The sequence below is a fragment of the Paenibacillus ginsengarvi genome (assembly GCF_003626695.1).
GTDB classification, from domain to species: domain Bacteria; phylum Bacillota; class Bacilli; order Paenibacillales; family NBRC-103111; genus Paenibacillus_AB; species Paenibacillus_AB ginsengarvi.
Genome location: NZ_RBAH01000015.1, coordinates 174,560 through 194,462, shown reverse-complemented (window position 1 = coordinate 194,462; position 19,903 = coordinate 174,560). Strand labels below are relative to the sequence as shown.

Below are 19,903 nucleotides of genomic sequence, written 5' to 3'. Positions count from 1 at the left end.
TTGCGCTACCTTATTTCGGACTTCTTCATATACATGATTCCTCTTTTTCACGGCCCTTCACCTCTTGAATATAGTGTACCTGATTTCCTATGGTACTCTCCAATTCAATTAGGGGGCTAAAGAGAAATAGCGGAATATGCTTCCGCTATCCCCCCGTCACTTTCCATTCATGCAAAAAGGAGCCGCTTCCGGCTCCCTTCCTGTTTCCCGCTTCCTATCGACCTCAGCGGCATTACCACTCCGCGACCGTTCCGTCCTCCTGGCGCCAAACGGGATTTTTCCACGTATGGCCGATGGCCGCCATCTCCCGCACCTTCTCCTCGTTCACTTCGATGCCGAGTCCCGGTCCGGTCAAGTTGCTGACGAATCCATCCTTGTAGGCGAACACCGAAGGGTCCTTCAAATAATCGAGCAGATCGGAGCCCTGATTATAGTGAATGCCGAGGCTTTGCTCCTGAATGAACGCATTCGGCGAGCACGTGTCGAGCTGCAGGCACGAAGCGAGCGCGATCGGTCCGAGTGGACAATGAGGCGCTACGGCAACGTCGTACGCTTCCGCCATCGCGGCGATTTTGCGCGTTTCGAGAATGCCCCCGGCGTGGGACAGGTCAGGTTGGATAATGTCGACGATGCCTTGCGCCAGCAGCTCCTTGAAGCCCCAGCGGGTGTACATCCGTTCGCCGGTCGCGATCGGGCACGACGTATACCGCGCGATCTCGCGAAGCGCCTCGTTGTTTTCCGGCAATACCGGCTCCTCGATGAACATCGGCCGGTACGGCTCCAGCTCCTTCGCCAAAATTTTCGCCATCGACTTGTGCACCCGGCCGTGGAAATCGATGCCGATGCCGACATCGCGGCCTACCGCTTCGCGAACGGCGGCGATCCGGGCAATCGCGGCGTCCACCTTGCCGAGCGAGTCGATGTAGTGCAGCTCCTCGGTCGCATTCATCTTCACCGCCGTAAATCCGGCTTCCACTTGGCGTTTCGCCGCTTCGCCGACATCGCTCGGCCGGTCGCCGCCGATCCAGCAGTACACGCGCGTCCGGTCGCGGCAGGCGCCGCCGAGCAGGTCATACACGGGGGCATTGTAAAACTTGCCCTTGATGTCCCACAAAGCCTGCTCGATTCCCGAAATCGCACTCGACAAAATCGGCCCGCCGCGGTAAAAGCCGCCGCGATACAACACCTGGAACAAGTCCTCGATCCGCATCGGATCTTTACCGATCAAATAGTCGCTCATCTCCGTGACGGCTGCGTGCACGGTGTCGGCCTTCCCTTCGACTACGGGTTCTCCCCAGCCGGAGATGCCTTCATCGGTTTCGATTTTCAGAAACAACCATCTCGGCGGTACTTTAAACAGCTCCAATTTTGTAATTTTCATTGAAATCGGCCTCCTGATCTATGTGCCGTACTGCTTGTATTATAAACCATTTTCAGGAATAGCGGTCGCGATATTCCTGCGGCGTCATGCCGAACTGCTTTTTGAACGCGTGATTAAACGAATGGGGGCGCTGGTAGCCGAGCATCGCCGCGATCTCGTAAATTTTGTCGGTACCGTGCTTCAGCAAATATTCCGCCTTGTCCATGCGTATCCGGTTCACGTAATCGCTTAAGTTGTCGCCGGTCTCCAGCTTGTATATTTTCGATACGTACACCGGATGCAAATGCACGTGGTCGGCGATCGATTGCAAGGAAACGTCCCCGGACAGATGGCTTTCCACAAAAGCGCGGATGTCCCGAATAACCGATGTGCGCGAATCTTTCGTCTCGCGGTTCGTCTCCTCCCGAATGCGCTCCAGCATCCGGTACGCCCATTCCTTGAGCTGGTTGACGGAGCGTTGCGGGATGCCCCGGATCATCTTGTCGTATTCGTCCCCGATCAGCTCCGGCATACTGCGGCCGCTCTTATGCACGATATAGGCGAAGGCCGAGGCGAGGCTGAAATACGCCTCCATCAGACGTTCCTGCGATTCTCCCCCATGCCGCTCCATTTCGCCGAACAGCGCGTCGAGCTTTTCGCTAATAGCGTCCCACCTTGCAGCCTCGAGCATATGAATGAGCGTGGGCGGCTCGTACAAGCTTGTCAGCGGCGTTACCTCCTGCTCGTCCGGCACATCGTGAAGCCGCATGAACAGCTCCTGCTCGCTCCCGATCGATCGGCGAAAGGCGGTAACCGCCTGGTTGTACAGCTCGGTCAAATGATCGGGGAACGTCCCCCATCTGCTGACGAGTATCGAAATTTTACCCTTCAGGTAGCTGCTTACCGCCGTTTGCAACATAGAGCCGGTCCGCTCCAGCCAGCTCGATAGCTCGGGCGAGTCCGCACTTTCCCGCCGCCTTGCAAACATAACGAACACTAAATAATCGTGCGTTTCCTTCGTATACCAACTATCCAGCCGATCGCCGAACAGCTCCTCTACCATATTGCCGATGGCGTATTCCATAAGAGAAAGACTGCGGGCGTCATAATGCAGAAAATGCTCCTCCAGCCGGATCATCATAATCGCGAACGGCTTGCCGCCGAAATCGTCCAGCCCGAGCAGCCGCAGCTGATCCTGAAGCTGTGAAGCGGTCAGCTTGCGCCCTTGCAGCAGCTCGCCGAGCAAGCCGCTCCGCAAGGAGGGCAAATGCTCCTTGAGCGTATGCTCCAGCCGCTGCCGGGACACAACCTCCTCCCATTCCGCGGCCAGCTTCCCGAGCACGCGCTGCACCGCCGAAACGAGATCGCTTTCCTTCACCGGCTTCAGCAAATAATCCTCGGTACCGTACAAAATCGCTTCCTTCGCATAATGAAAATCGGAATGGCCGGACAGCAGGATGCATTTCGTCCTTGGCCAGCGCCGCTGAATGTCCGCGATCAGCTCGAGTCCCGTTATCCCGGGCATCCGGATATCGGTAATGACGATATCGATGCTCGTTCGCTCCAGCAGCGCAAGCGCCTTTTCGCCGGAAGAAACGCCGTGCACCTGCTCGATGCCGGCCGCTTTCCAATCGATAGTTGTCGTAAACCGCTCGACCACATGCACTTCGTCGTCGACGATCAATAGCTGAGCGATGGCGGCTCCGCCCCTCTCCGTTCCGATTCGGCGGATAACGCAGCCGGTCCCCGCTTGCGTTTCCATGCGAGCACGGCCCGTAATCCTCCGCTGGGAGCCCGGCTGAACGTAAGCCCCGAGCCTTCCCCGAACTGATATAACAAACGTTTGTGCACATTCCACGTACCGCGGCCAATGCGATCGGTCATCGGACGGTCTAGAGAGCCCCGCAGCCGCTCCAATTCGTCCGCCGATACGCCCGGCCCGTTATCATCGACAATAATCCGGTTATAGTCGCCGTCCTGCTCGCCGACAATCGTAATCCGGCCTTCGTCAGGACTTCCCTCGATTCCGTGCACGATCGCGTTCTCGACTAGCGGCTGGATAATGAGTCTCGGGACGAACTCGCCCTTCAGCTCGTCCGGTACGGTAATCGTGTAGCGGAGACGGTGCATCCGCATGCTTTGAATTTCAAGATAATGGCCGATAAGCTCGATCTCGTCACCAAGAGTGGCGGTCTGATCGTCGATCCGGGTCGTATAGCGGAAATATTCCGCCAAATGCTGCGACATCGCCACCACGGAATCGCGGTCGTCCATCATCGCCGAGTTAATGATAAAAAAGAGCGAATTGTACAAAAAATGCGGATTGATCTGCGATTGCAGCTGCTTCAGCGTCGCTTCCCGGGAGCGGATTTTCTCGGCGTATACGTCTTCCACGAGCACCTGGATCTGCTCCGCCATCTCATTAAAACGCACGATCAAATAATCGAATTCGTTGCGGGCGCGGTAGTCGATCCGAGCGGACAAATCGCCCCGCTTAAGCCGCTGCATGCTGCGGATCAAATTCAGGATCGGCCGCTGGACGTTGCGGTACAGCAAATACGAAGCGAGCGTGCTCATCGCCAGCAGCAGTCCGACCGAGACATAAAACAGGTTACGCGTCTTGGCGATCGGCGCGAGCACCCGGCTGAGCGGCGCATAGTCGACCAAGTACCATCCCTCGAGCTGACCAGAGCGCACGAAGCTGACCAGAACAGGTTCGCCGCCGAGTTCTATCCGCATTTGACCCGCTGCAGACAACGTTTGTCCGGGAGCCATTATCGCCGCCACTTTCCCGGCCGCCGTTTTATCCGAGGTGCTCGATACGATCATCCCGCCTTCCGGCCGGTACAGAAACGGTTCGCTTTGCCTGTCTTTCTTGTAAATGTCGAGCAGCTCGCTAATATTGCGCTCGGGAAAGCTGACGTGATACAAAGCCGACGCCGATTCGACGCGCCTGACCAACGCCGGCTCGGCCACTTCGCGCACGAACGCCCCCGTAGGAGAACCTCGCGTCCGGTCGGCTTCGTACGTCCAGCCCTTCCGCACTTCTCCCTCCCAAGCCCAGTCCGCCGTGCCGTTTAAATAAATGTTCGACGACAGCACCTTCCGCTCCCGCGGCAGCACGATCGACAAGTCGTTCGACCATGTGCTGGAGACGCTTTGCAAACCGAGCTTTTCGGTGATGCGCGCCTGCCTGGCCAGCATATCGGGCAAAGCGCCGCCGGGGCTGTCGAGATAATCCCGAATATGCGGGTCCTGACCAAGAATGACGGGGAACATCGACAAGTTGTCGATAATCAAGTCCATCTGATGCAGCACGAATGTAAGCTGATTCAAGCTGGACGTTTGCAGCTGCTCCTGCACAACATCGCTGGCCGTACGGTTGGAAATGCTGTAAAGCAGCAAAATCGGAATGAGAAGCAAGCTGACCAGGATCAATATTCTTCCGAATATGTTGATCTTGCCCGGCATTCGCATTCCCCCTCCGATTTGCTGTGCGACCCTTATAGTCGCCTTATCCCTTGACCGCTCCCGCCGCCAAGCCGCTCACAATATACCGCTGCGCAAGCAGGGCGATAATGAGGACAGGCAGCGTAATGATACAAGCGGCGGCCATCAGGGCGCCCCAGTTGATCTCCGAATAGGACATGAAGTTAAAGACGGCAATCGGCAGCGTCTTCGTTTTGTCTCCGGCCAAAATGATCGAGAACATAAAGTTGTTCCACGAGAAGATGAACGAAAGCAGCGACGACGTAATGACGCCCGGGCCCGATATCGGCATAATGATGCGCAAAAACACCTGATGGTGGTTGCAGCCGTCAATAAGCCCGGCCTCCTCGATTTCCGTCGGCAGCCCTTCGAAAAACGAGATCATGATCCAGATGATAAACGGCAGCCCGACCAGCATGTGGCTGAGGACCAAAGCCGTGTACGTATCGACCAGATTGATTTTCGAAAACAAAATGAACCACGGAATCAAAAACGTAATGCCCGGTATAATTCTCGCCACCAAAATAACGAGACTGAGCTTATGCAGATGATGCCGCGCAATCGCATAAGCCGCAGGCAGCCCGAGAAGAAGCGACAGCAGTGTCGAGCCTACGGCCACGATCAAGCTGTTCCAGATGAACTTCAGGAAATCGTACTCCTTGAATACGCTCATGTAGTTTTTCGTCGTCGGCTTGAAGAACAGGAAGTTTTCCGTCGACATGATCTGCGCCTGCGTCTTGAACGATGCGATCAGCATCCAGATGAACGGAAACGCGAAAACGAACAAAACCAGCAGTGTCAGCAGCGAATACAACACGTTTAGCCCTCTGCTCTGTTTCATGACGCCGCCTCCAATCGTTTACGCATCCAGATCATGAACATCGTCAGTCCCATGACGAGCAGGAAAAACAAGACGAGCAGCGCCGAGGCCGAGCCCAGCTTGAAATATTGGAACCCGAGCACGTAGCCGTACAAGTTCAGCGTCTCCGAGGCGAAGTTCGGTCCGCCCTGAGTCGTCGCATAGATGATGTCGAACGTTTTCAGCACGTCGATGAGCCGCAGCATCGCCGCCACGAGAATCGTCGGCCTGAGCAGGGGCAGCGTAATCGAGGTGAATTTCTGCCACGCATTCGCCCCGTCGACATCGGCCGCCTCATACGGATCGCTGGGCAGCGTGGCGATTCCCGCCATGACGATAAGCGATATCATCGGCGTCCATTCCCACACATCCACGATGATGAGCGACGGTATGACTTGACTCGTCGAGGCGAGCCACAGCAGCGGCTCCATGCCAAGCGCCTTGAGCATCATATTGGCTACGCCGATCGTCGGCTCGTAGATGAGCATCCAGACGAGACCCATCGCGACCGGGGTTGCGACCATCGGCAGCAGGAATATCGTCTTCACAAAATTTTTGCCGCGGAATTGGCGGGCAAGCAGAACCGCGATGGCAACTCCGAGCACCACCTCGAACAGCAGCGCCACGATTGTAAAGTAAAACGTCGCGCCTACCGCATGCCAAAACCGGCCGTCCTTCATCAGATCGATGTAATTGCTGAGACCCACCCACTTCGGCGGCGTCGTCGCCGACATGCTCCACTCGAAAAAGCTGATCCTGACGGTGTAAATAATCGGGAACAGCATCATCACCAGCACGAACAAGACGGCGGGAATGACATAGATCCATTTCAAATTGCGATCAAACCAGCTGTATTGCATGAAAAAGCTTCACCCCATCTTTCCACAAACGAATAGCGCTTCGCGACAAGCAAACATGGAAAGGGTCATCCGTTTATGACCCTTCCCCATCCTTTTATCGCCGCTTGTTTCCCGGTGTTTATTTCCCTTTGTCTTTATCCACGATCGCTTGCAGGGCGGCATTCGCCTTGTTGGCCGTATCCTGAATGTTCGTTTGGCCGGCCATGACCTGCTGCACGATTTCACCGACCGCATCACGCGCTTCGCCGACGCTGATCACAACCGGGCGGTCATGGTCGACGCCGTTTTTGGCGCTTTCCTTGATGATCGGCACAAGATCGGCCGGGAAGCCGGTCGTTCCTTCGGCTTTATCCCAGATCGATGCGCGTGCGCCCGGGTTGCCCGCCTGCTGCGTCTTCAGCACGACATCCTTGCTCGACGCCCATTTGATAAACTCCCAAGCCGCATCCTTGTTTGCCGCCTTCGAGTTCATCGCGAGCCCCCACGACGTAATGCTGTACGGCTTGGAGCCGCCTTTGCCGCCCGGGAACATCGCAAAGCCTACCTGATCGGCCACCTTCGATTTTTCCGGATCGGTCGCATTTTTATACAGCGAGTTGGCGTCGGTCAGGAAAGCGACTTTGCCTTGGGCGAAAATGCCGAACGCTTGCGGCCACGACATGTTGAGCACTCCCGGAGGACCGAAGTCTTTCAGCAGCGTGCCATACGTCGTAAACGCCTTGACCGCTTCCGGCGTGTTGATCGTCGCTTTGTCGCCGTTCATAAAGTCCGCGCCTTCCGAGTACAGGAACGAGGACACTTGCGTAACGAGCGGGGAACGCTGGCCGCGGGCTACGAAGCCGTACATTTCTTTGGACGGATCGTGCAGCTTCTTGACCGCGGCGACCAGCTCGTCCAGCGTCTTCGGCACCTCGATGCCGGCGTTTTTCAGCAAATCTTTGCGGTAGTACAAAATTTCCTGTTCCGTGATGATCGGAATGCCGGCCAGCTTTCCGTCCACCGTTACGGAACCGATCGAGGATTTGGAGAAATCGTTAAAATCGTAAGCCGCATCTTTCGTCGAATATTCGTCCAAAGGCTGTACCCAGCCGTTTTTGTAGAACAGTTTGCCTTCCTGAAGCGGGCGGTACATGAACACATCCGGCGTCGCCGAACCGGCCGTAAATTGTACGGTCAGCTTCTGCGTCAGCTGGTCCTCGAAGAAGCTTTGCACGTTGACCTTCATCCCCGTGGCCGCTTCGAACTCCGGAAGCAGCGGCTTGATCGCTTCGCCCCACGGATGGTTCGCCGTGACGAGCGTGATGCTTTTGCCCTGGAACGGCTTCGCTCCCGCTCCGCCTCCCTGCGTGCCTTCTCCGGCTTCGTTCTTCGCGCCTCCCGCGCAGCCGGCAAGCAGTGCGGATGTAAGCAGAACGGCCGTGCCCGTGCCTGTCCATCGTTTCAGTATCCGATTCATGGTGACCCTCCATAGATGTATAGTTTAGACCCAATTTCAGCTTACACGAACTTATTTTCTCAATATATAACTAATACTAAACATGAATAACAAAGCTTTAAGTTTTTTCGCCGGGGGGCGTCTGTAAACAAAAAAAAGGCCAACCGGCAATCACCGGTTAACCTTAGAAAAGTTAATTCGATTACAAAGCTTTTTGCGTAAACTGCTCCCTTACGAAACCGGCGAGCTGCTCCAGACGTTTGACCTCGATGCGGTGATTGGACTTCAGGCCCGCATCGTCCTTCACGCGGCAAAAGGTGGTGACCGGCAAGCCGATTTGCTGCAAATGATATTTGGCGTTGACCGGATAATATTGCAGCTCGATTAAGGAAGCAACCGTCAAAAACGATTGCAGCAGCTCCGCCTCCGGGTCGGTTTGGAAACGGTCCGTCAGCCGCACGTACAGATCGGGGTGAAAATTGGCCATAACTCCGCTGAAGCCGGCCGCGCCGAGGCGGAGCGAGTCGAGCAGCGTCGTCGAATTGGCGTTGAACAGTTTCAAGTCGCTTCCCGCGACCGCATCCAGCTTCGCTTTCAGCTGCCCGACATCGCAGCACGTATCCTTCAGGAACAGGAAACGGCCCGTATCCGCGCACCATTTCAGCAGCTCGGGCGACAGCAGCCTTTTGTAAGGGTAAGGACATTCATAAATACCGAAAGCCGTATCCGGAATCGCTTCGAGCAATAACGACGCGTTCCGTTTCCAGACCTCTTCGTCCTCGCCTTCCGCTGCAAGCCTGTTGCTGACGAGAACGACGGCTTCCACGCCCGTTGCCGAGATTTGCTTCAGCTCCTCGATCTGATCGGAAAGCGCGTCGGAGATGTGCCCCGAGGCAATAACCTGCACCCGGCCTGCCGCCTTCTCCTTGACGAAACGGGCGAGCTGCACTCTTTCCTCCAGGGAAAGCTTGAACATTTCGCTGGATTGACATACAGCGAATAACCCTTGAACGCCTCGCTCGATATACCATTCGACAAGCTGTCCGAGCGCAGGATAATCGATATCCCCATCCTGTGTGAATGGAGTAACCATCGTTGGCCATACGCCATTGCTGATAGATTGCTGCATAGTGCGGCTCCTCTCTTCTCTCTTTTTAGTTCTAAATTAAAGAACGACGTTCTTGTCCTTAATCAAAAAATAAAGGAATATCCTGTTCCTTTTCGAAGAACAGCGTTCCTTTGCATTTCTTTCTATCATAGTATATCGATCGTGCGATTACAATACGTTTTTCCGCTCTGAACTCGGCGAATCGCGAACCTATATATTCCCTTGAACCTCAAGCGATCCCGTTTACAAGCGATGGGCTGCTCTGAACGCAGACGGCGTTGTATTCAGCTTTTTGGCAAACAGCCGGCTGATGTACGAGCCGTTGCGGTACCCGCATTTTTCCGCGATGTCTTCCAGGTTCAAGGCCGTTTCCTGCAGCAGTTTGCATGCTCGTTCCAGACGCAAGGTCGTCAAATAATCATGTGCGGTCATTTTAAATGCAGCGGTAAAACGCCGTGAAAATTGTACGGGCGTCAATCCGTAGGCGGAAGCGACCCTGTGCAGGTTCAACTCTTCGAAAGCGTGCTGACGAATGGTCAGCGCCGCTTGATCCATGAGCGGGTCTGTCGTGGGACTGTCGAGACGAAGCGGAACCAGATGGCGCTCCGTCATAAACATAAACAGCAAATCGTCAACCATGTGCTCGACCCATCGAAGCACCGGCTTCTGGACGCTGGCATGCGGGAACGAGCGCAGGTAACCGAAAACGGATTGCAGACGGTTCGTACGCGCCAGCGGCAGACGGCAAGGCAGCAAATGCCGTTCGGCCAGCGCCGCAGATACCACTTCTCCCGTATCGCGATGAACCCAGTCGAAATGAAAATAATGAAACGACAGCGGCATCTTGATGCGGCGCTGAAACAACGTCTCCGGCGGACACAACACCAGATCGCCCGCGGAGCCGATCCCGGACTCGTCCCCAATGCGATAGGAGAATTCCCCTTCTTCCACGGCAAACATACACCATTTCGGGTAGGAGGTGCTTTCGATTTCGAAAGTCGTTTTGCGGTTCCAGTAAATGTAGGCGAACATCTGGGCGCGCACCTGCCATAACTCGACCAATTTTGTCACCCGCTTCATGAAATAATGTCTACACTCTATTATAAGTTTGTGCATGTTCATGTAAAGCTTTCGAATTTACACTTGAAACATCGTATACGATACTATTCAAATGGGAGGGCAAAGCAATGACTCAATGTATGGCACGCGACGGCGGGAGAAAACAAACCTTAATCGCAATAGCAGCCGCAGTCGTTCTGCTGTCGACAGGATGCGGCTCGGCGGCGGACCTAGGCGAAGGAGTAAGAGAGAAGCAATCCGCAAGCGAATTGAAGCCGATTACAATTAGTGCCGCACTCGACAACACGACCATTGATGATTTTACCGAACAAACGATCAAAGAGGCGCTGAAAGCAAAATATCCGCACATTACGTTAGACTTGATCCGCCCGGGCAAGGGCACTACGCTGGCTGAGCTGATTACGGCGGGAATGACGCCCGACATCATTTTTACTTTTAACGGAAACCTGGCTAACTACCGGACGAAGAAGCTGGAGTTTGACCACCGGGAGCTGGTAAAAAAGCAAAATTTCGATCTGAACCGGTTTGACGAGACGATGATTCGGGATACTCGGGTCAGCTCCCCCGGAGACGAGTTGTACGGCATCCCGCTCAGCCGCAGCTTCCATGCGCTGTATTACAACAAAGATTTGTTCGACAAGTTCGGAAGCGCTTACCCGAAAGAAGGAATGCTGTGGAGCGATGTGATCGAGCTGGCCAAAAAGGTCACGCGTCAGGAGGGCGGCGTGTCGTATCGGGGTATCGATCCGGGAGCGGGCATTATTTGGATTTCCCAGCCGTTGTCGGCCGCAGCCGTAGACTACAAGACCGAGAAAGCTTCCGTCCGCACGGATCCGTGGAAGCAGGTATTCGAGCTGGTGAAATCGATGTACAAGATCCCCGGAAATTTGATTCAGCCCGGTCATACGCCGAACAACGATTTTATGCAGGAGAAAAATCTGGCGATGCTCGCTAGCATGAATTTATTCGCTGCTTTGGAAACGCCTACAAAGGAGGGGCTGAACTGGGATGTGACGCAGTATCCGAGCTATCCGGAGCGGAGAAACGTATTCGCCAACGCCAGCGTACAAGTCATGGCCATTACGCCAACAAGCAAAAACCAGGAAGATGCGCTGCGCGTGATTGAGGTAGCGGTATCCGATGAGGTGCAGAAGAAACTGTCCGCCGACGGTCAAATCACGGCCTTGAAAAGCGATGCAGTTAAGGCGGCTTTCGGCAGCGGCAAGCCATACCTGAAAGACAAACAAATTCAAAGCATTTTCAAAAGCAACCCGGTCCCCTACCCGATCGCTTCGCAATACCGCAGTAAGGCCGAGGATATCGTGAACAAGAAATTCGCCTTGTTCCGCGACGACCAGCTCGATGTGAATACCGCCTTATTGCAGGCGGAGGAAGAAATCAACAAGATGATCGAGACGGAGCGGCTCAAGTAAGAAAAGTCTGAAACGAAGCCTTTTCCACGATGAATGACCCTGCGTAAGTAGCAGCTTTTCTTGGTAAAGAAATCATATTTCGTTTCACTTAAACACCCGGCCGAATGCATGGGACATGCAGAGTTTGGCGACAGCGTTTCGATCGGCAAAAATCTGCTGCCGTTGGCCGAATGGTGCGGCTGAATCCCCCGCATCAGGAACGGCGTCTTTTTTTGGCCGGTTTCCAATAGCCGCTTTCGGTATTTTCCGGTTCCTCTAACGACAAAACCTTCAATCCCACTGCATAGTGGTCTTGAAGGTTCTTTTCCTTGTGGGGCTTCTCTTATACTTTTTCCTCGATGGAGCGCACGATTTCCTTCAGCTTGAGCGCATAGTCCCGCATTTTATCGTCCTCGAACCGCAGCGACGGACCGGATACGCTGATGCCGGCTACCACCTGCTTCTTTTTGTTCAGAATCGGCATGCCGATACATTTAATGCCGTACTCGTGCTCCATATTGTCGATCGAATAACCGCGAAGGCGGATTGCTTCCAGCTCGTCCAGGAGTGCGCTCGTATCCGTGATCGTTTGATCCGTATGCTTTTTGAGCGGTTTGGCGCACACCGCTTTGGCCACCTCAGCCGGCAGGAAAGCCAGCATCGCCTTGCCGATTCCGGTGCAGTACAAGGGAGCTTTGACGCCCAGCATCGATCGCGACGAGATTTGATTTTTGGGCGACGCGGAATCCAGATAGATGACGTCCGTATCGCTAGGCATGCCCAAATAAACCGTTTCATTCGCATAATCGGACATTTCCTGCATATACGGCAGCGTCAGCCTGCGTATGTTCATATTGCTCGAGATGACGTTCCCCAGCTCCAGCAGCTTGAAGCCGAGACGATACTTCTCGTTTTCCGGATTTTGCTCCAGGTACCCTGCTTTCACGAACGTATCGACGATATTGTGCACATTGCTCTTATACAAGCCGAGCTGCTCGCTGATTTCGGTAATGCCCAACTCCGGACTGTCGACCGTAAAGCAATCCATGATCCGTAAAGCTTTGAATAACGATTTGACTTTAATCTCTTCCGCCATTTCATCCGCCTCTTATTCTTTTTGCACGGCGCAGCTTACGCGCGCACGAGTGATTTTGTCCCTATAACCATTCCATCTATATCTTACAAAGATGCAGCATCGCAAACAACCGTTACCCTTAGTTTATCCGAGTCTCCTACGCTCAGTCTATAAAACTTTTTCGAATCGGGAAAAAGGTGTTGCTTAGCTGGCGTACATCCCTTATTCTATAATTGAAATTGATGAACGATGTTCTTTATAACAGAACTTAGAAGTGCGGAAGGGAGTCAGAACGAATGAATCAGCACAATCCAACAAGCTGGAATATAAAAGATCCCAGGGAGCTTTATCGGATCGCAACGGGCAACGAACTCTCTTACGGCTCGCTCCACATTATGCGGCTCGCTCCAGGCAAAGGCGCTCTAACGCTGGACTGGAACGATTTTGAGGCGGATGCTGGCGGAAGCCGATCCTATTCGCTTTATGTCCGGCCGCGCGGGCAAGCGGAGTCCGAAGCTACCCGGCTGTCCCTGCCGGGAGCAAGCGGAAGAACAACCGTTACCGGACTCGAAAACAACACCGATTACGAAATATGGCTGCAAAGCTCCGACTCGGTCGTTAGCCCGACCCGCCTGTTCCGCCCCGGCCACGTCCCAGGCACAGTCATTAACTACATGCACCCGGAAGATTATATATACGGTTTTTCCGGCCGTTCCCCGGCCAGCCCTTCAATCGTCCGTTTGGCGGACGGAACGATGCTCGCATCGCACGACGTTTATTGGGGAAATGAAGGCCAAAATACGTCTATTGTGTTCCGTTCCTCCGATGACGGGGCGAGCTGGGAATTCGTCAATTTCTTGTATCCTTGCTTCTGGGGCAAGCTGTTCGTACACCGTAACCGCCTGTATATGATCTCGACAAGCACCGAATATGGCGCTCTGCTCATCGGCGGCTCGGACGACGGAGGAGAAACATGGACGCAGCCGGCCGAGCTGATTGCCGCAGGCAGCCGGGAAGCCGGCGGACCGCATAAGGCGCCGATGCCGGTTATCGAGCACAAGGGCAGGCTGTGGACCGGTATCGATTACGGCTCCTGGACGACAGGCTCGCACCGGTCGGGACTTGTTTCCGTGCCGGCTGACTCCGATCTGCTGGATCCCGCCAACTGGACGATCATGCCGTTCCTGCCCTACGATCCGAACTGGCCGGGTACGGTCGTCGGCGGCTCGCTAGCCGGCCTGCTCGAAGGCAATGCGGTCGTTACGCCGGACGGCGCGCTCGTTAATCTGCTGCGTTATCAAACGAACGGCGGAACGCCGAGCCACGGCCGGGCGATTATGCTCGCCGCCGATCCGGACCATCCGGAGCGGCAGCTTACCTTTTACAAGGTGGTTCCGTTCCACGGCAATTTGTCCAAGTTCACCGTATACTACGACGACGTCTCGCGCAAATACTGGTCGCTCGTCAGCAAGGTGACGGGACCGAACATTTCCATGCGCAACGTTCTGGCGCTGGTTTGCTCGGACGATCTCGAGCAGTGGACGGTCGTCAAGGACATTCTCGACTACGAGCATAACGGATGGCCGGAAGACAGCAAAAAGGTCGGCTTCCAGTACGTCGATTGGATGTTCCACGGAGACGATATCCGCTTCGCCTCCAGAACGGCGATCAACGGCGCGCACAATTTCCATAACGCCAACTATATGACCTACCATGTGATCGAGCAGTTCCGCAGCCTGGTCGCATCCGAATGATTCTTACACTGAAAAGCACCGCATCCTTCTTAGGAAGGGCGCGGTGCTTTTCAGTTACAAGGCGAATCAAGAGCCTGTTATTCGCGGCATCGGCATCGGCTCTTTGCCAAGCTCGAACCGAAATCAAGCTTCGATTGCGCCGAACCTTTTCCATGTGCCCGGCGATCCCGCCGTCACGCAAACCCATCCGGCGTAACCGCCGACCGTACTGTTGTCGTCGTACAAAATGGTGCCCTTGCGGTATTCGCCCAGCGTTGGCGCTGCCACGGCGTAGGCCCGGTCGTTATTGGAATTCGTCCATATTCGGCAAAGTTCCGGCCCGGTCGATCCAATTCCGTAAATTTGAAAGCTGATCAGCTGTTTCATCGCCACCAGCAGTTGAATGGTTTTGACGTCGGGATGGACGCGGATGTCGGTCAGGACAGAGTCGTTGGATTCGGTGTACGTTCCCCCGTAGTAGGTGTATAAATAAGGCTCATTGCTGGAGACGATGTACCGGTTGTACTCCCAGCCATCGCCGGCCGTTACCGGCACGCTCTCCCCCGTCAGCAGCGAGCCGCTTGCGTCCAGACAGCGGAAGTGAAGCCGTGTGCCCGTACCGGGTACGGTGTTTTTGACGAACCGGAACGTTTTCAGGAGCGAAGTGTCCACATACAGGCTGAGAATCATTCGCAAGGTTGCGCAATTGACGCTTTGCCCGTTGAAGGTGACGAGCGAGACGCCGGATTCGACGACGGAGCTGCGCTGAAACGCGCCGTCCAAAGACAGCAAATCCAGATTGCGAACAAACACTTTGTCTCCGTTGTAATAATTGCACTTCTGCGCGATGAAACCCGAATCGAACAGCAGCGTTTTGTTGTCGTTGACCGCGTTGCGCAAAGATTTTCCCAGCTCGTACAATTTCGTTGAACTGAGCGCCATGGTGAAATCGAAATGGTTGTCCAGACAGTCCTTCAGGTAAGCGAAATAATTCGGATTGTTCGCTTCCGTGCGTACGGCGATAAACCGGTTGCCGCTGCAATTCACCATATGGACAGGTACCGTAAAGCGGGTACCGCCCACTCCCATCTCGAATTTCGGCGAATAAAACGCGTTGCCGTTTAATCCGTTATAGTCGGTTTCGAATTTGACCCCGATCGCCTGATCGTAGCCGCCTGTAAACGAGCCCCCGTAAAACTCGTTGCCGTTCGCCCAGCCCTTGTTTTGGTTTTTGATCAGCACGTGGACTTTCCCGTATTGAAACATACCGAGCGAAACAAAATTGGAGTAGAAGCCAAAGCCGTTTTTCGCCGATAGCAGCACGTTTTTGCTAAAGCGGGTGACCGATCCCAGCTCGATCGTGTTGTGGTACAGGTTAACGAACTCCACACCGACGGAGCTGCCGGCAAAATTAATCGTTTTTTTGTCGACAGAGAGCTTATACGTCTTATTTCGCGTATACGCCGTATCGGAGCCGATTTTGACAGCGGTTCCTTCCCCGTCGTACACTAGAGCGCCTTCGCAGATGAAGCTTAGAGTTGGGGGGACTTCGATCGTATCGTTGATCAAATAGCTGCCGGGAGGCACGTACACCGTCCCGGTCGAGACCGCGGCGATCGCTTGCCGGATGGCCGAGGTATCGTTCGCGATGCCATCCCCCTTAGTCCCGAACCAGGCCGCGTTGACCGGCTCCCGTCCGTACAGCCGCTTAAACCGTTCCCCGTATGCCGAAACGAGTACCGTTCCCGTATTGTCCGCAGAGGCTGCGTCGGCCGGGTCGAGCCGGAAATGCCCCTCTTGGCCCGGATCGGTCACATAATAAAGCTCGCCCGCGCCAGAATCGGTCTTGCCTCGAATTGCCGCGATTGTGGTTGGGATGACGCAGTTCGAGCAGCCGATCCCTCCCCCATATACGGCTTCGCTGACCCCGGTCGGGGCCGCGAGCGCACGCGCCAGCCCCGCCTGCAAGCCGCCTGCGGCGGCGGCGGCGCCAGCCAGGCCGATCGCAGTCAGCAACTTTCTTCTGGTCATGCTGTCCGTACCGTTCATATCAATCCCTCCGTTTTGTGGTCTTGCGGCTTTGTGGAGTTATTTAGCGGTTTCGAAGGTGCTTTGCACTCGTGCTCGCCCCAACATTTGCTTCACTTTGTTGAAGTCGTGCTCCAGCCGTTCGTAGGCCGGCAGCGGTGCAAAGCATTCCAGCGATAGCCAGCCGGAATAACCGGTTTCCTTCAGCGCATCGAACAGAGGCTGATGATCGGCAGCGCCTTCTCCAAGCAAGCATTGCATAAACTTCTCGGTGCCGTGCTTAGTCAAATTGCTGAACGTTCCCGGTCCGCCCGCTTCAGCTATACGCTTCTCGTCTTTAACGTGAACGTGGAACATTTTATTGCCGAGTTGAATGACCGATTCTCTTCCATAATCCGTGTCGGTAATGTACATATTGCCTGCATCGTGAATCAACCCCATGTTGTCCGCACCGACCATACCCACGAGACGCAAGCCGGATTCAACCGTTTCGACCAGCGAATTATTATGAATTTCCAGAACGATCTTTTTCCCTTGAGCGTTCGCCGCCTCTGCGCATTTTTTCAGCCAGTGAGCCGATTTGGCATAATGATAGTCTTGAGCTAAAAATGCGGTCGGTCCCCCCGCAGAGACACGAATCATATCGGAGCCAAGCACGCCCGAAGCTTCGAGAATACGCTCAAAGTCGCTGTACGCCTGCTGGCATTCTTGATCGCTTGCCGTCGAAAAACCGCCTACATAGGCTCCTATCGCCGGAATTTCCAAGCCGAGCCCGTCCGCTACGGAGCGAATCTCCCTGATCCTCGGAGCGCTGGTCGTACTTGATAAGTGAGGCTCTCTCCCGGCGATTTCGATTCCGTCGAAGCCGATCTGCTTCGCTATACGCATCGCTTCATGGATGCTGTAATCGATTAATGTCACGCTAAACACAGCTATTTTCATATCGAATGTTCCTCTGCTTTCTTATTTATTACCCAGCATAAATATGTGGATTTTGCCGACGGCACTCTTCAATAACCATCATTTGCTGCCGCACCTGCTGCGGTGTGATTTCAAAAGGAACGCCATTCACCAAAGTCTGATATAGCATGCTGTACAAGTTCTTTTCCATGGAAATGGACGTCATAGAATCAGAACAAGTTGTTATATCCCAACTACCCTTATACCAGTTCAATGTTTCACTGCAATAAGCAGGATTCCCGTTCTGATCGAATAGCGGCTCTCTTATGAGCTGCCGTGGGGGCGCTTCCTCCGGAATAAAATACTTCCACTCCAAATGCTGTGAACTGCCATACAGTCCGCCGTTTGCTCCTTGTACGATAAATGGATGTCGTGGATACGCGCTGCAGGATGAAATCTCAAGATCGATTGTTGGACGGCCAGGACCTCTCAGAATCAGCTTTACATAGTCTTCCGCATCTCCAAACGTATTCGCTCGATCCATAATACAAGTGACTTCCGGCATAACATCCGCTCCAAACAGCTGTAGCGCTTGGTCTAAAGGGTGCGACCCGGTATTCATCAAATTCCCGCCGTTGCTGTTTTGCAGCGTTTGCCAGTCCCATCTGCGCGCGAAAACGTTGTTGGTAAAATCGATCTGGATAATACGTCCAAGTATGCCGGATTCTATTATCTTGCGAATCTGGATAAAAGCAGGCTGGAAACGGGCATTTTGGAAAACCGCAAGAGTTTTATTAGACTTCTTCGATTTCTCTATTAGCTGGTTTACTTCTTCCACCGTTTTCGCAAGCGGCTTTTCACAAAGAACATTCACCCCTCTATCCAATACTTGCATTGAAATTTCAAAGTGAAGATGGCTTGGAGCGGCATTCACAACGAGATCAAGTTTTTCGTTTTCAATCATTTCTTGCCATGTATGATAAGCGTTGCAGCCGTATTCACGCTTTGCAATCTGTTGTCGTTCTTCGATCGAATCCGCAATTGCCGTAATTTCATAGTGCTCTTTCATCTTAAGCAGTTGGTTTCCATGTATATGGCGGCCGCTGCGACCTTGCCCGATAATCCCAACCTTTAGCACCTTTGTACCCATCGATAACCAACCTCTTCCCATTTTAGTTTCCGACTACAAGCTCCTTTTGCATGTTATTTCGGCTTGGCCGTCTGTATTTTCTGATTGGCGATTTCCTCGGCATCGCGGAAAGCCGTATTCAAATCCTTCGTCCCGCCGATAACGGCGATAACCGCATTGTAAAATTCGGTCGTGGCGATGCCGTTGTACCGCGTCACCGCGCTCGGGGCGCCGTATGCTTGCGGCAGCATCGCTTTCGTATTTTTCCCTTTGAACAGCGGAACGTCCTGGCCGAACGATTCCTTCACCGTCTTGTTTTGCAATATAGGCAGCAGCTTCCCTTCCCTGGCCTTCTGCTGCTGGAACTCCTCCGAGGTGAAGTAAGAGATGGCCTGAAACGCTTGGTCCTTAACCTTGCTGGTGTTCGGAATATAGTAGTAGGTCAGGTAAGGCTGCGGTCCCGCGGAGGGAGCGTCGGCGAATACCGGGAACGAAGCGATGTCGAAGTTCATTCCTTCCAGGAGCGCGCCATGAATGCCGGTAAGCTCCACAAACATCGCCGTATTGCGGTCTTTGAAAAACCGGTTGAATTGCGCGCCTACGTCAACGGACGTGCCGTAACCGGGAATTTGATAGAAGCGGATGAAATTTTCGGCGAAGCTTTTCCAGCCCGCCGTATTAATCGCCGACTTCTCTGTCGCCGGATCGATCGGATTCAGCTTCCGCGCATTCATCTGCGCCGCACCGCTGAACGACATCGACAGACCGTAATATTGCCCGTCTCCTTCCTTGCGGGTCAGCTTCTTGTTCAGCTCGTACATCTCATCCCACGTCATGCCGTCCTTCGGGTAAGGCACTCCAAATTTGTCGAAGATGTCCTTGTTGTAATACAGCGCCGAAGGCGGAACGTAGGCCGGCAAGCCGTAAAGGCCGCCCTTGGCGATTTGTCTGGCCATATCCAGGCTCGTCGGCTCCAGTTTGTTCAGATCGTAGCCGTACTTTTTGATCAGCGGGGTGATGTCGTACTCCAGCTTCGGATCAAGTAGAGTGGGCGGTGTCGCGCCGATGGAACAAAACATAATGTCGATTTTTTGCCCCGCGGCGATAAGATCGGTAATGCTCCTGCCCGGCCTGGAGTCGCCGACTATGAAAGTGGGAGTGATGTAGGGGTACTTCTTCTTGATCGGTTCCCCGAACGTCTGCATAAGACCGGCTTCGTCCCAATCGCTGACGTACGGATAATAAATGACCAGCTCGACCGGCTCCTGCGGCGGTTCGACCGGCTTGACGGGTTGTCCCTCCTTGCCGGCTCCGTCCTTGTCCGCCATCTGCACCGTCCCCCCGCTTGAACAACCCGCGGCCATCAGAACGGTAATCACCGTGGCGGCCACGGCCGACAACCCTTTTCGCACCTTGCTGTTGACCATTGCTTTCT

At 54.3% G+C, this 19,903-nt stretch carries 15 protein-coding genes; 2 read left to right on the top strand and 13 right to left on the bottom strand.

What is annotated here, in order from left to right; genetic code table 11:
* Window positions 1-232: 232 nt before the first annotated feature.
* The 8 genes from dgoD to D7M11_RS20575 form a co-directional block, all read right to left on the bottom strand.
* Entirely contained in the window at window positions 233-1,381 is a 1,149-nt protein-coding gene (gene dgoD, locus D7M11_RS20610) for a galactonate dehydratase (protein WP_120749134.1), read from the bottom strand.
* 52 nt (window positions 1,382-1,433) lie between these two features.
* Window positions 1,434-3,122 carry a response regulator gene (locus D7M11_RS20605; RefSeq protein ID WP_240041232.1) on the bottom strand — a complete coding sequence of 563 codons (1,689 nt, stop codon included), beginning with the start codon at window positions 3,120-3,122 and terminating at the stop codon, window positions 1,434-1,436.
* Entirely contained in the window at window positions 3,041-4,831 is a 1,791-nt protein-coding gene (locus tag D7M11_RS20600) for a sensor histidine kinase (protein WP_120749133.1), read from the bottom strand. The genes D7M11_RS20605 and D7M11_RS20600 overlap by 82 nt, the downstream gene beginning before the upstream one ends.
* A 43-nt stretch (window positions 4,832-4,874) precedes the next feature.
* A complete protein-coding gene (locus tag D7M11_RS20595) occupies window positions 4,875-5,690 on the bottom strand; it encodes a carbohydrate ABC transporter permease (protein WP_120749132.1) in 816 nt (271 codons plus the stop codon).
* On the bottom strand, window positions 5,687-6,568 hold the full coding sequence (locus D7M11_RS20590; protein WP_120749131.1) for a carbohydrate ABC transporter permease: 882 nt from the start codon (window positions 6,566-6,568) through the stop codon (window positions 5,687-5,689). The genes D7M11_RS20595 and D7M11_RS20590 overlap by 4 nt, the downstream gene beginning before the upstream one ends.
* A gap of 118 nt (window positions 6,569-6,686) precedes the next feature.
* On the bottom strand, window positions 6,687-8,024 hold the full coding sequence (locus D7M11_RS20585) for an ABC transporter substrate-binding protein (RefSeq protein WP_120749130.1): 1,338 nt from the start codon (window positions 8,022-8,024) through the stop codon (window positions 6,687-6,689).
* Between the two features lie 181 nt (window positions 8,025-8,205).
* Window positions 8,206-9,132: a dihydrodipicolinate synthase family protein gene (locus tag D7M11_RS20580; RefSeq protein ID WP_120749129.1), complete on the bottom strand. Its 927-nt coding sequence runs from the start codon at window positions 9,130-9,132 to the stop codon at window positions 8,206-8,208.
* A gap of 222 nt (window positions 9,133-9,354) precedes the next feature.
* The gene (locus tag D7M11_RS20575; RefSeq protein WP_205127092.1) at window positions 9,355-10,191 is read right to left on the bottom strand and encodes an AraC family transcriptional regulator; all 837 of its coding nucleotides are present in this window, start codon (window positions 10,189-10,191) and stop codon (window positions 9,355-9,357) included.
* Between the two features lie 107 nt (window positions 10,192-10,298).
* On the opposite strand from D7M11_RS20575, the gene D7M11_RS20570 reads away from it, so the two are divergent.
* A complete protein-coding gene (locus D7M11_RS20570) occupies window positions 10,299-11,624 on the top strand; it encodes an ABC transporter substrate-binding protein (RefSeq protein WP_120749127.1) in 1,326 nt (441 codons plus the stop codon).
* A 322-nt stretch (window positions 11,625-11,946) separates the two neighbouring features.
* Here the strand turns inward: D7M11_RS20570 and D7M11_RS20565 are convergent, their stop codons facing one another.
* The gene (locus D7M11_RS20565; RefSeq protein WP_120749126.1) at window positions 11,947-12,699 is read right to left on the bottom strand and encodes an IclR family transcriptional regulator; all 753 of its coding nucleotides are present in this window, start codon (window positions 12,697-12,699) and stop codon (window positions 11,947-11,949) included.
* Between the two features lie 275 nt (window positions 12,700-12,974).
* On the opposite strand from D7M11_RS20565, the gene D7M11_RS20560 reads away from it, so the two are divergent.
* Complete coding sequence (locus D7M11_RS20560; protein ID WP_120749125.1) at window positions 12,975-14,432, top strand: sialidase family protein; 1,458 nt, start codon at window positions 12,975-12,977, stop codon at window positions 14,430-14,432.
* A gap of 123 nt (window positions 14,433-14,555) precedes the next feature.
* Here the strand turns inward: D7M11_RS20560 and D7M11_RS20555 are convergent, their stop codons facing one another.
* From D7M11_RS20555 to D7M11_RS20540, 4 genes are read right to left on the bottom strand one after another with little or no spacing between them, the layout of a single operon-like run.
* Window positions 14,556-16,460 carry a glycosyl hydrolase family 28-related protein gene (locus D7M11_RS20555; RefSeq protein WP_120749124.1) on the bottom strand — a complete coding sequence of 635 codons (1,905 nt, stop codon included), beginning with the start codon at window positions 16,458-16,460 and terminating at the stop codon, window positions 14,556-14,558.
* A gap of 39 nt (window positions 16,461-16,499) precedes the next feature.
* Window positions 16,500-17,381, bottom strand: a complete 882-nt coding sequence (locus tag D7M11_RS20550; RefSeq protein ID WP_120749123.1) for a sugar phosphate isomerase/epimerase family protein — start codon at window positions 17,379-17,381, stop codon at window positions 16,500-16,502.
* Window positions 17,382-17,409: 28 nt separating this feature from the next.
* Window positions 17,410-18,489, bottom strand: coding sequence for a Gfo/Idh/MocA family protein (locus D7M11_RS20545; protein WP_120749122.1), 1,080 nt, complete (start codon window positions 18,487-18,489; stop codon window positions 17,410-17,412).
* A gap of 53 nt (window positions 18,490-18,542) precedes the next feature.
* Window positions 18,543-19,895: an ABC transporter substrate-binding protein gene (locus tag D7M11_RS20540; RefSeq protein WP_158606751.1), complete on the bottom strand. Its 1,353-nt coding sequence runs from the start codon at window positions 19,893-19,895 to the stop codon at window positions 18,543-18,545.
* Window positions 19,896-19,903: the final 8 nt, after the last annotated feature.

Coding starts and splice junctions, on each gene's coding strand:
- dgoD (WP_120749134.1), bottom strand. CDS start 1,381: ATGAAAATTACAAAATTGGAGCTGTTTAAAGTACCGCCGAGATGGTTG.
- D7M11_RS20605 (WP_240041232.1), bottom strand. CDS start 3,122: ATGGAAACGCAAGCGGGGACCGGCTGCGTTATCCGCCGAATCGGAACG.
- D7M11_RS20600 (WP_120749133.1), bottom strand. CDS start 4,831: ATGCCGGGCAAGATCAACATATTCGGAAGAATATTGATCCTGGTCAGC.
- D7M11_RS20595 (WP_120749132.1), bottom strand. CDS start 5,690: ATGAAACAGAGCAGAGGGCTAAACGTGTTGTATTCGCTGCTGACACTG.
- D7M11_RS20590 (WP_120749131.1), bottom strand. CDS start 6,568: ATGCAATACAGCTGGTTTGATCGCAATTTGAAATGGATCTATGTCATT.
- D7M11_RS20585 (WP_120749130.1), bottom strand. CDS start 8,024: ATGAATCGGATACTGAAACGATGGACAGGCACGGGCACGGCCGTTCTG.
- D7M11_RS20580 (WP_120749129.1), bottom strand. CDS start 9,132: ATGCAGCAATCTATCAGCAATGGCGTATGGCCAACGATGGTTACTCCA.
- D7M11_RS20575 (WP_205127092.1), bottom strand. CDS start 10,191: ATGAAGCGGGTGACAAAATTGGTCGAGTTATGGCAGGTGCGCGCCCAG.
- D7M11_RS20570 (WP_120749127.1), top strand. CDS start 10,299: ATGACTCAATGTATGGCACGCGACGGCGGGAGAAAACAAACCTTAATC.
- D7M11_RS20565 (WP_120749126.1), bottom strand. CDS start 12,699: ATGGCGGAAGAGATTAAAGTCAAATCGTTATTCAAAGCTTTACGGATC.
- D7M11_RS20560 (WP_120749125.1), top strand. CDS start 12,975: ATGAATCAGCACAATCCAACAAGCTGGAATATAAAAGATCCCAGGGAG.
- D7M11_RS20555 (WP_120749124.1), bottom strand. CDS start 16,460: ATGAACGGTACGGACAGCATGACCAGAAGAAAGTTGCTGACTGCGATC.
- D7M11_RS20550 (WP_120749123.1), bottom strand. CDS start 17,381: ATGAAAATAGCTGTGTTTAGCGTGACATTAATCGATTACAGCATCCAT.
- D7M11_RS20545 (WP_120749122.1), bottom strand. CDS start 18,489: ATGGGTACAAAGGTGCTAAAGGTTGGGATTATCGGGCAAGGTCGCAGC.
- D7M11_RS20540 (WP_158606751.1), bottom strand. CDS start 19,895: ATGGTCAACAGCAAGGTGCGAAAAGGGTTGTCGGCCGTGGCCGCCACG.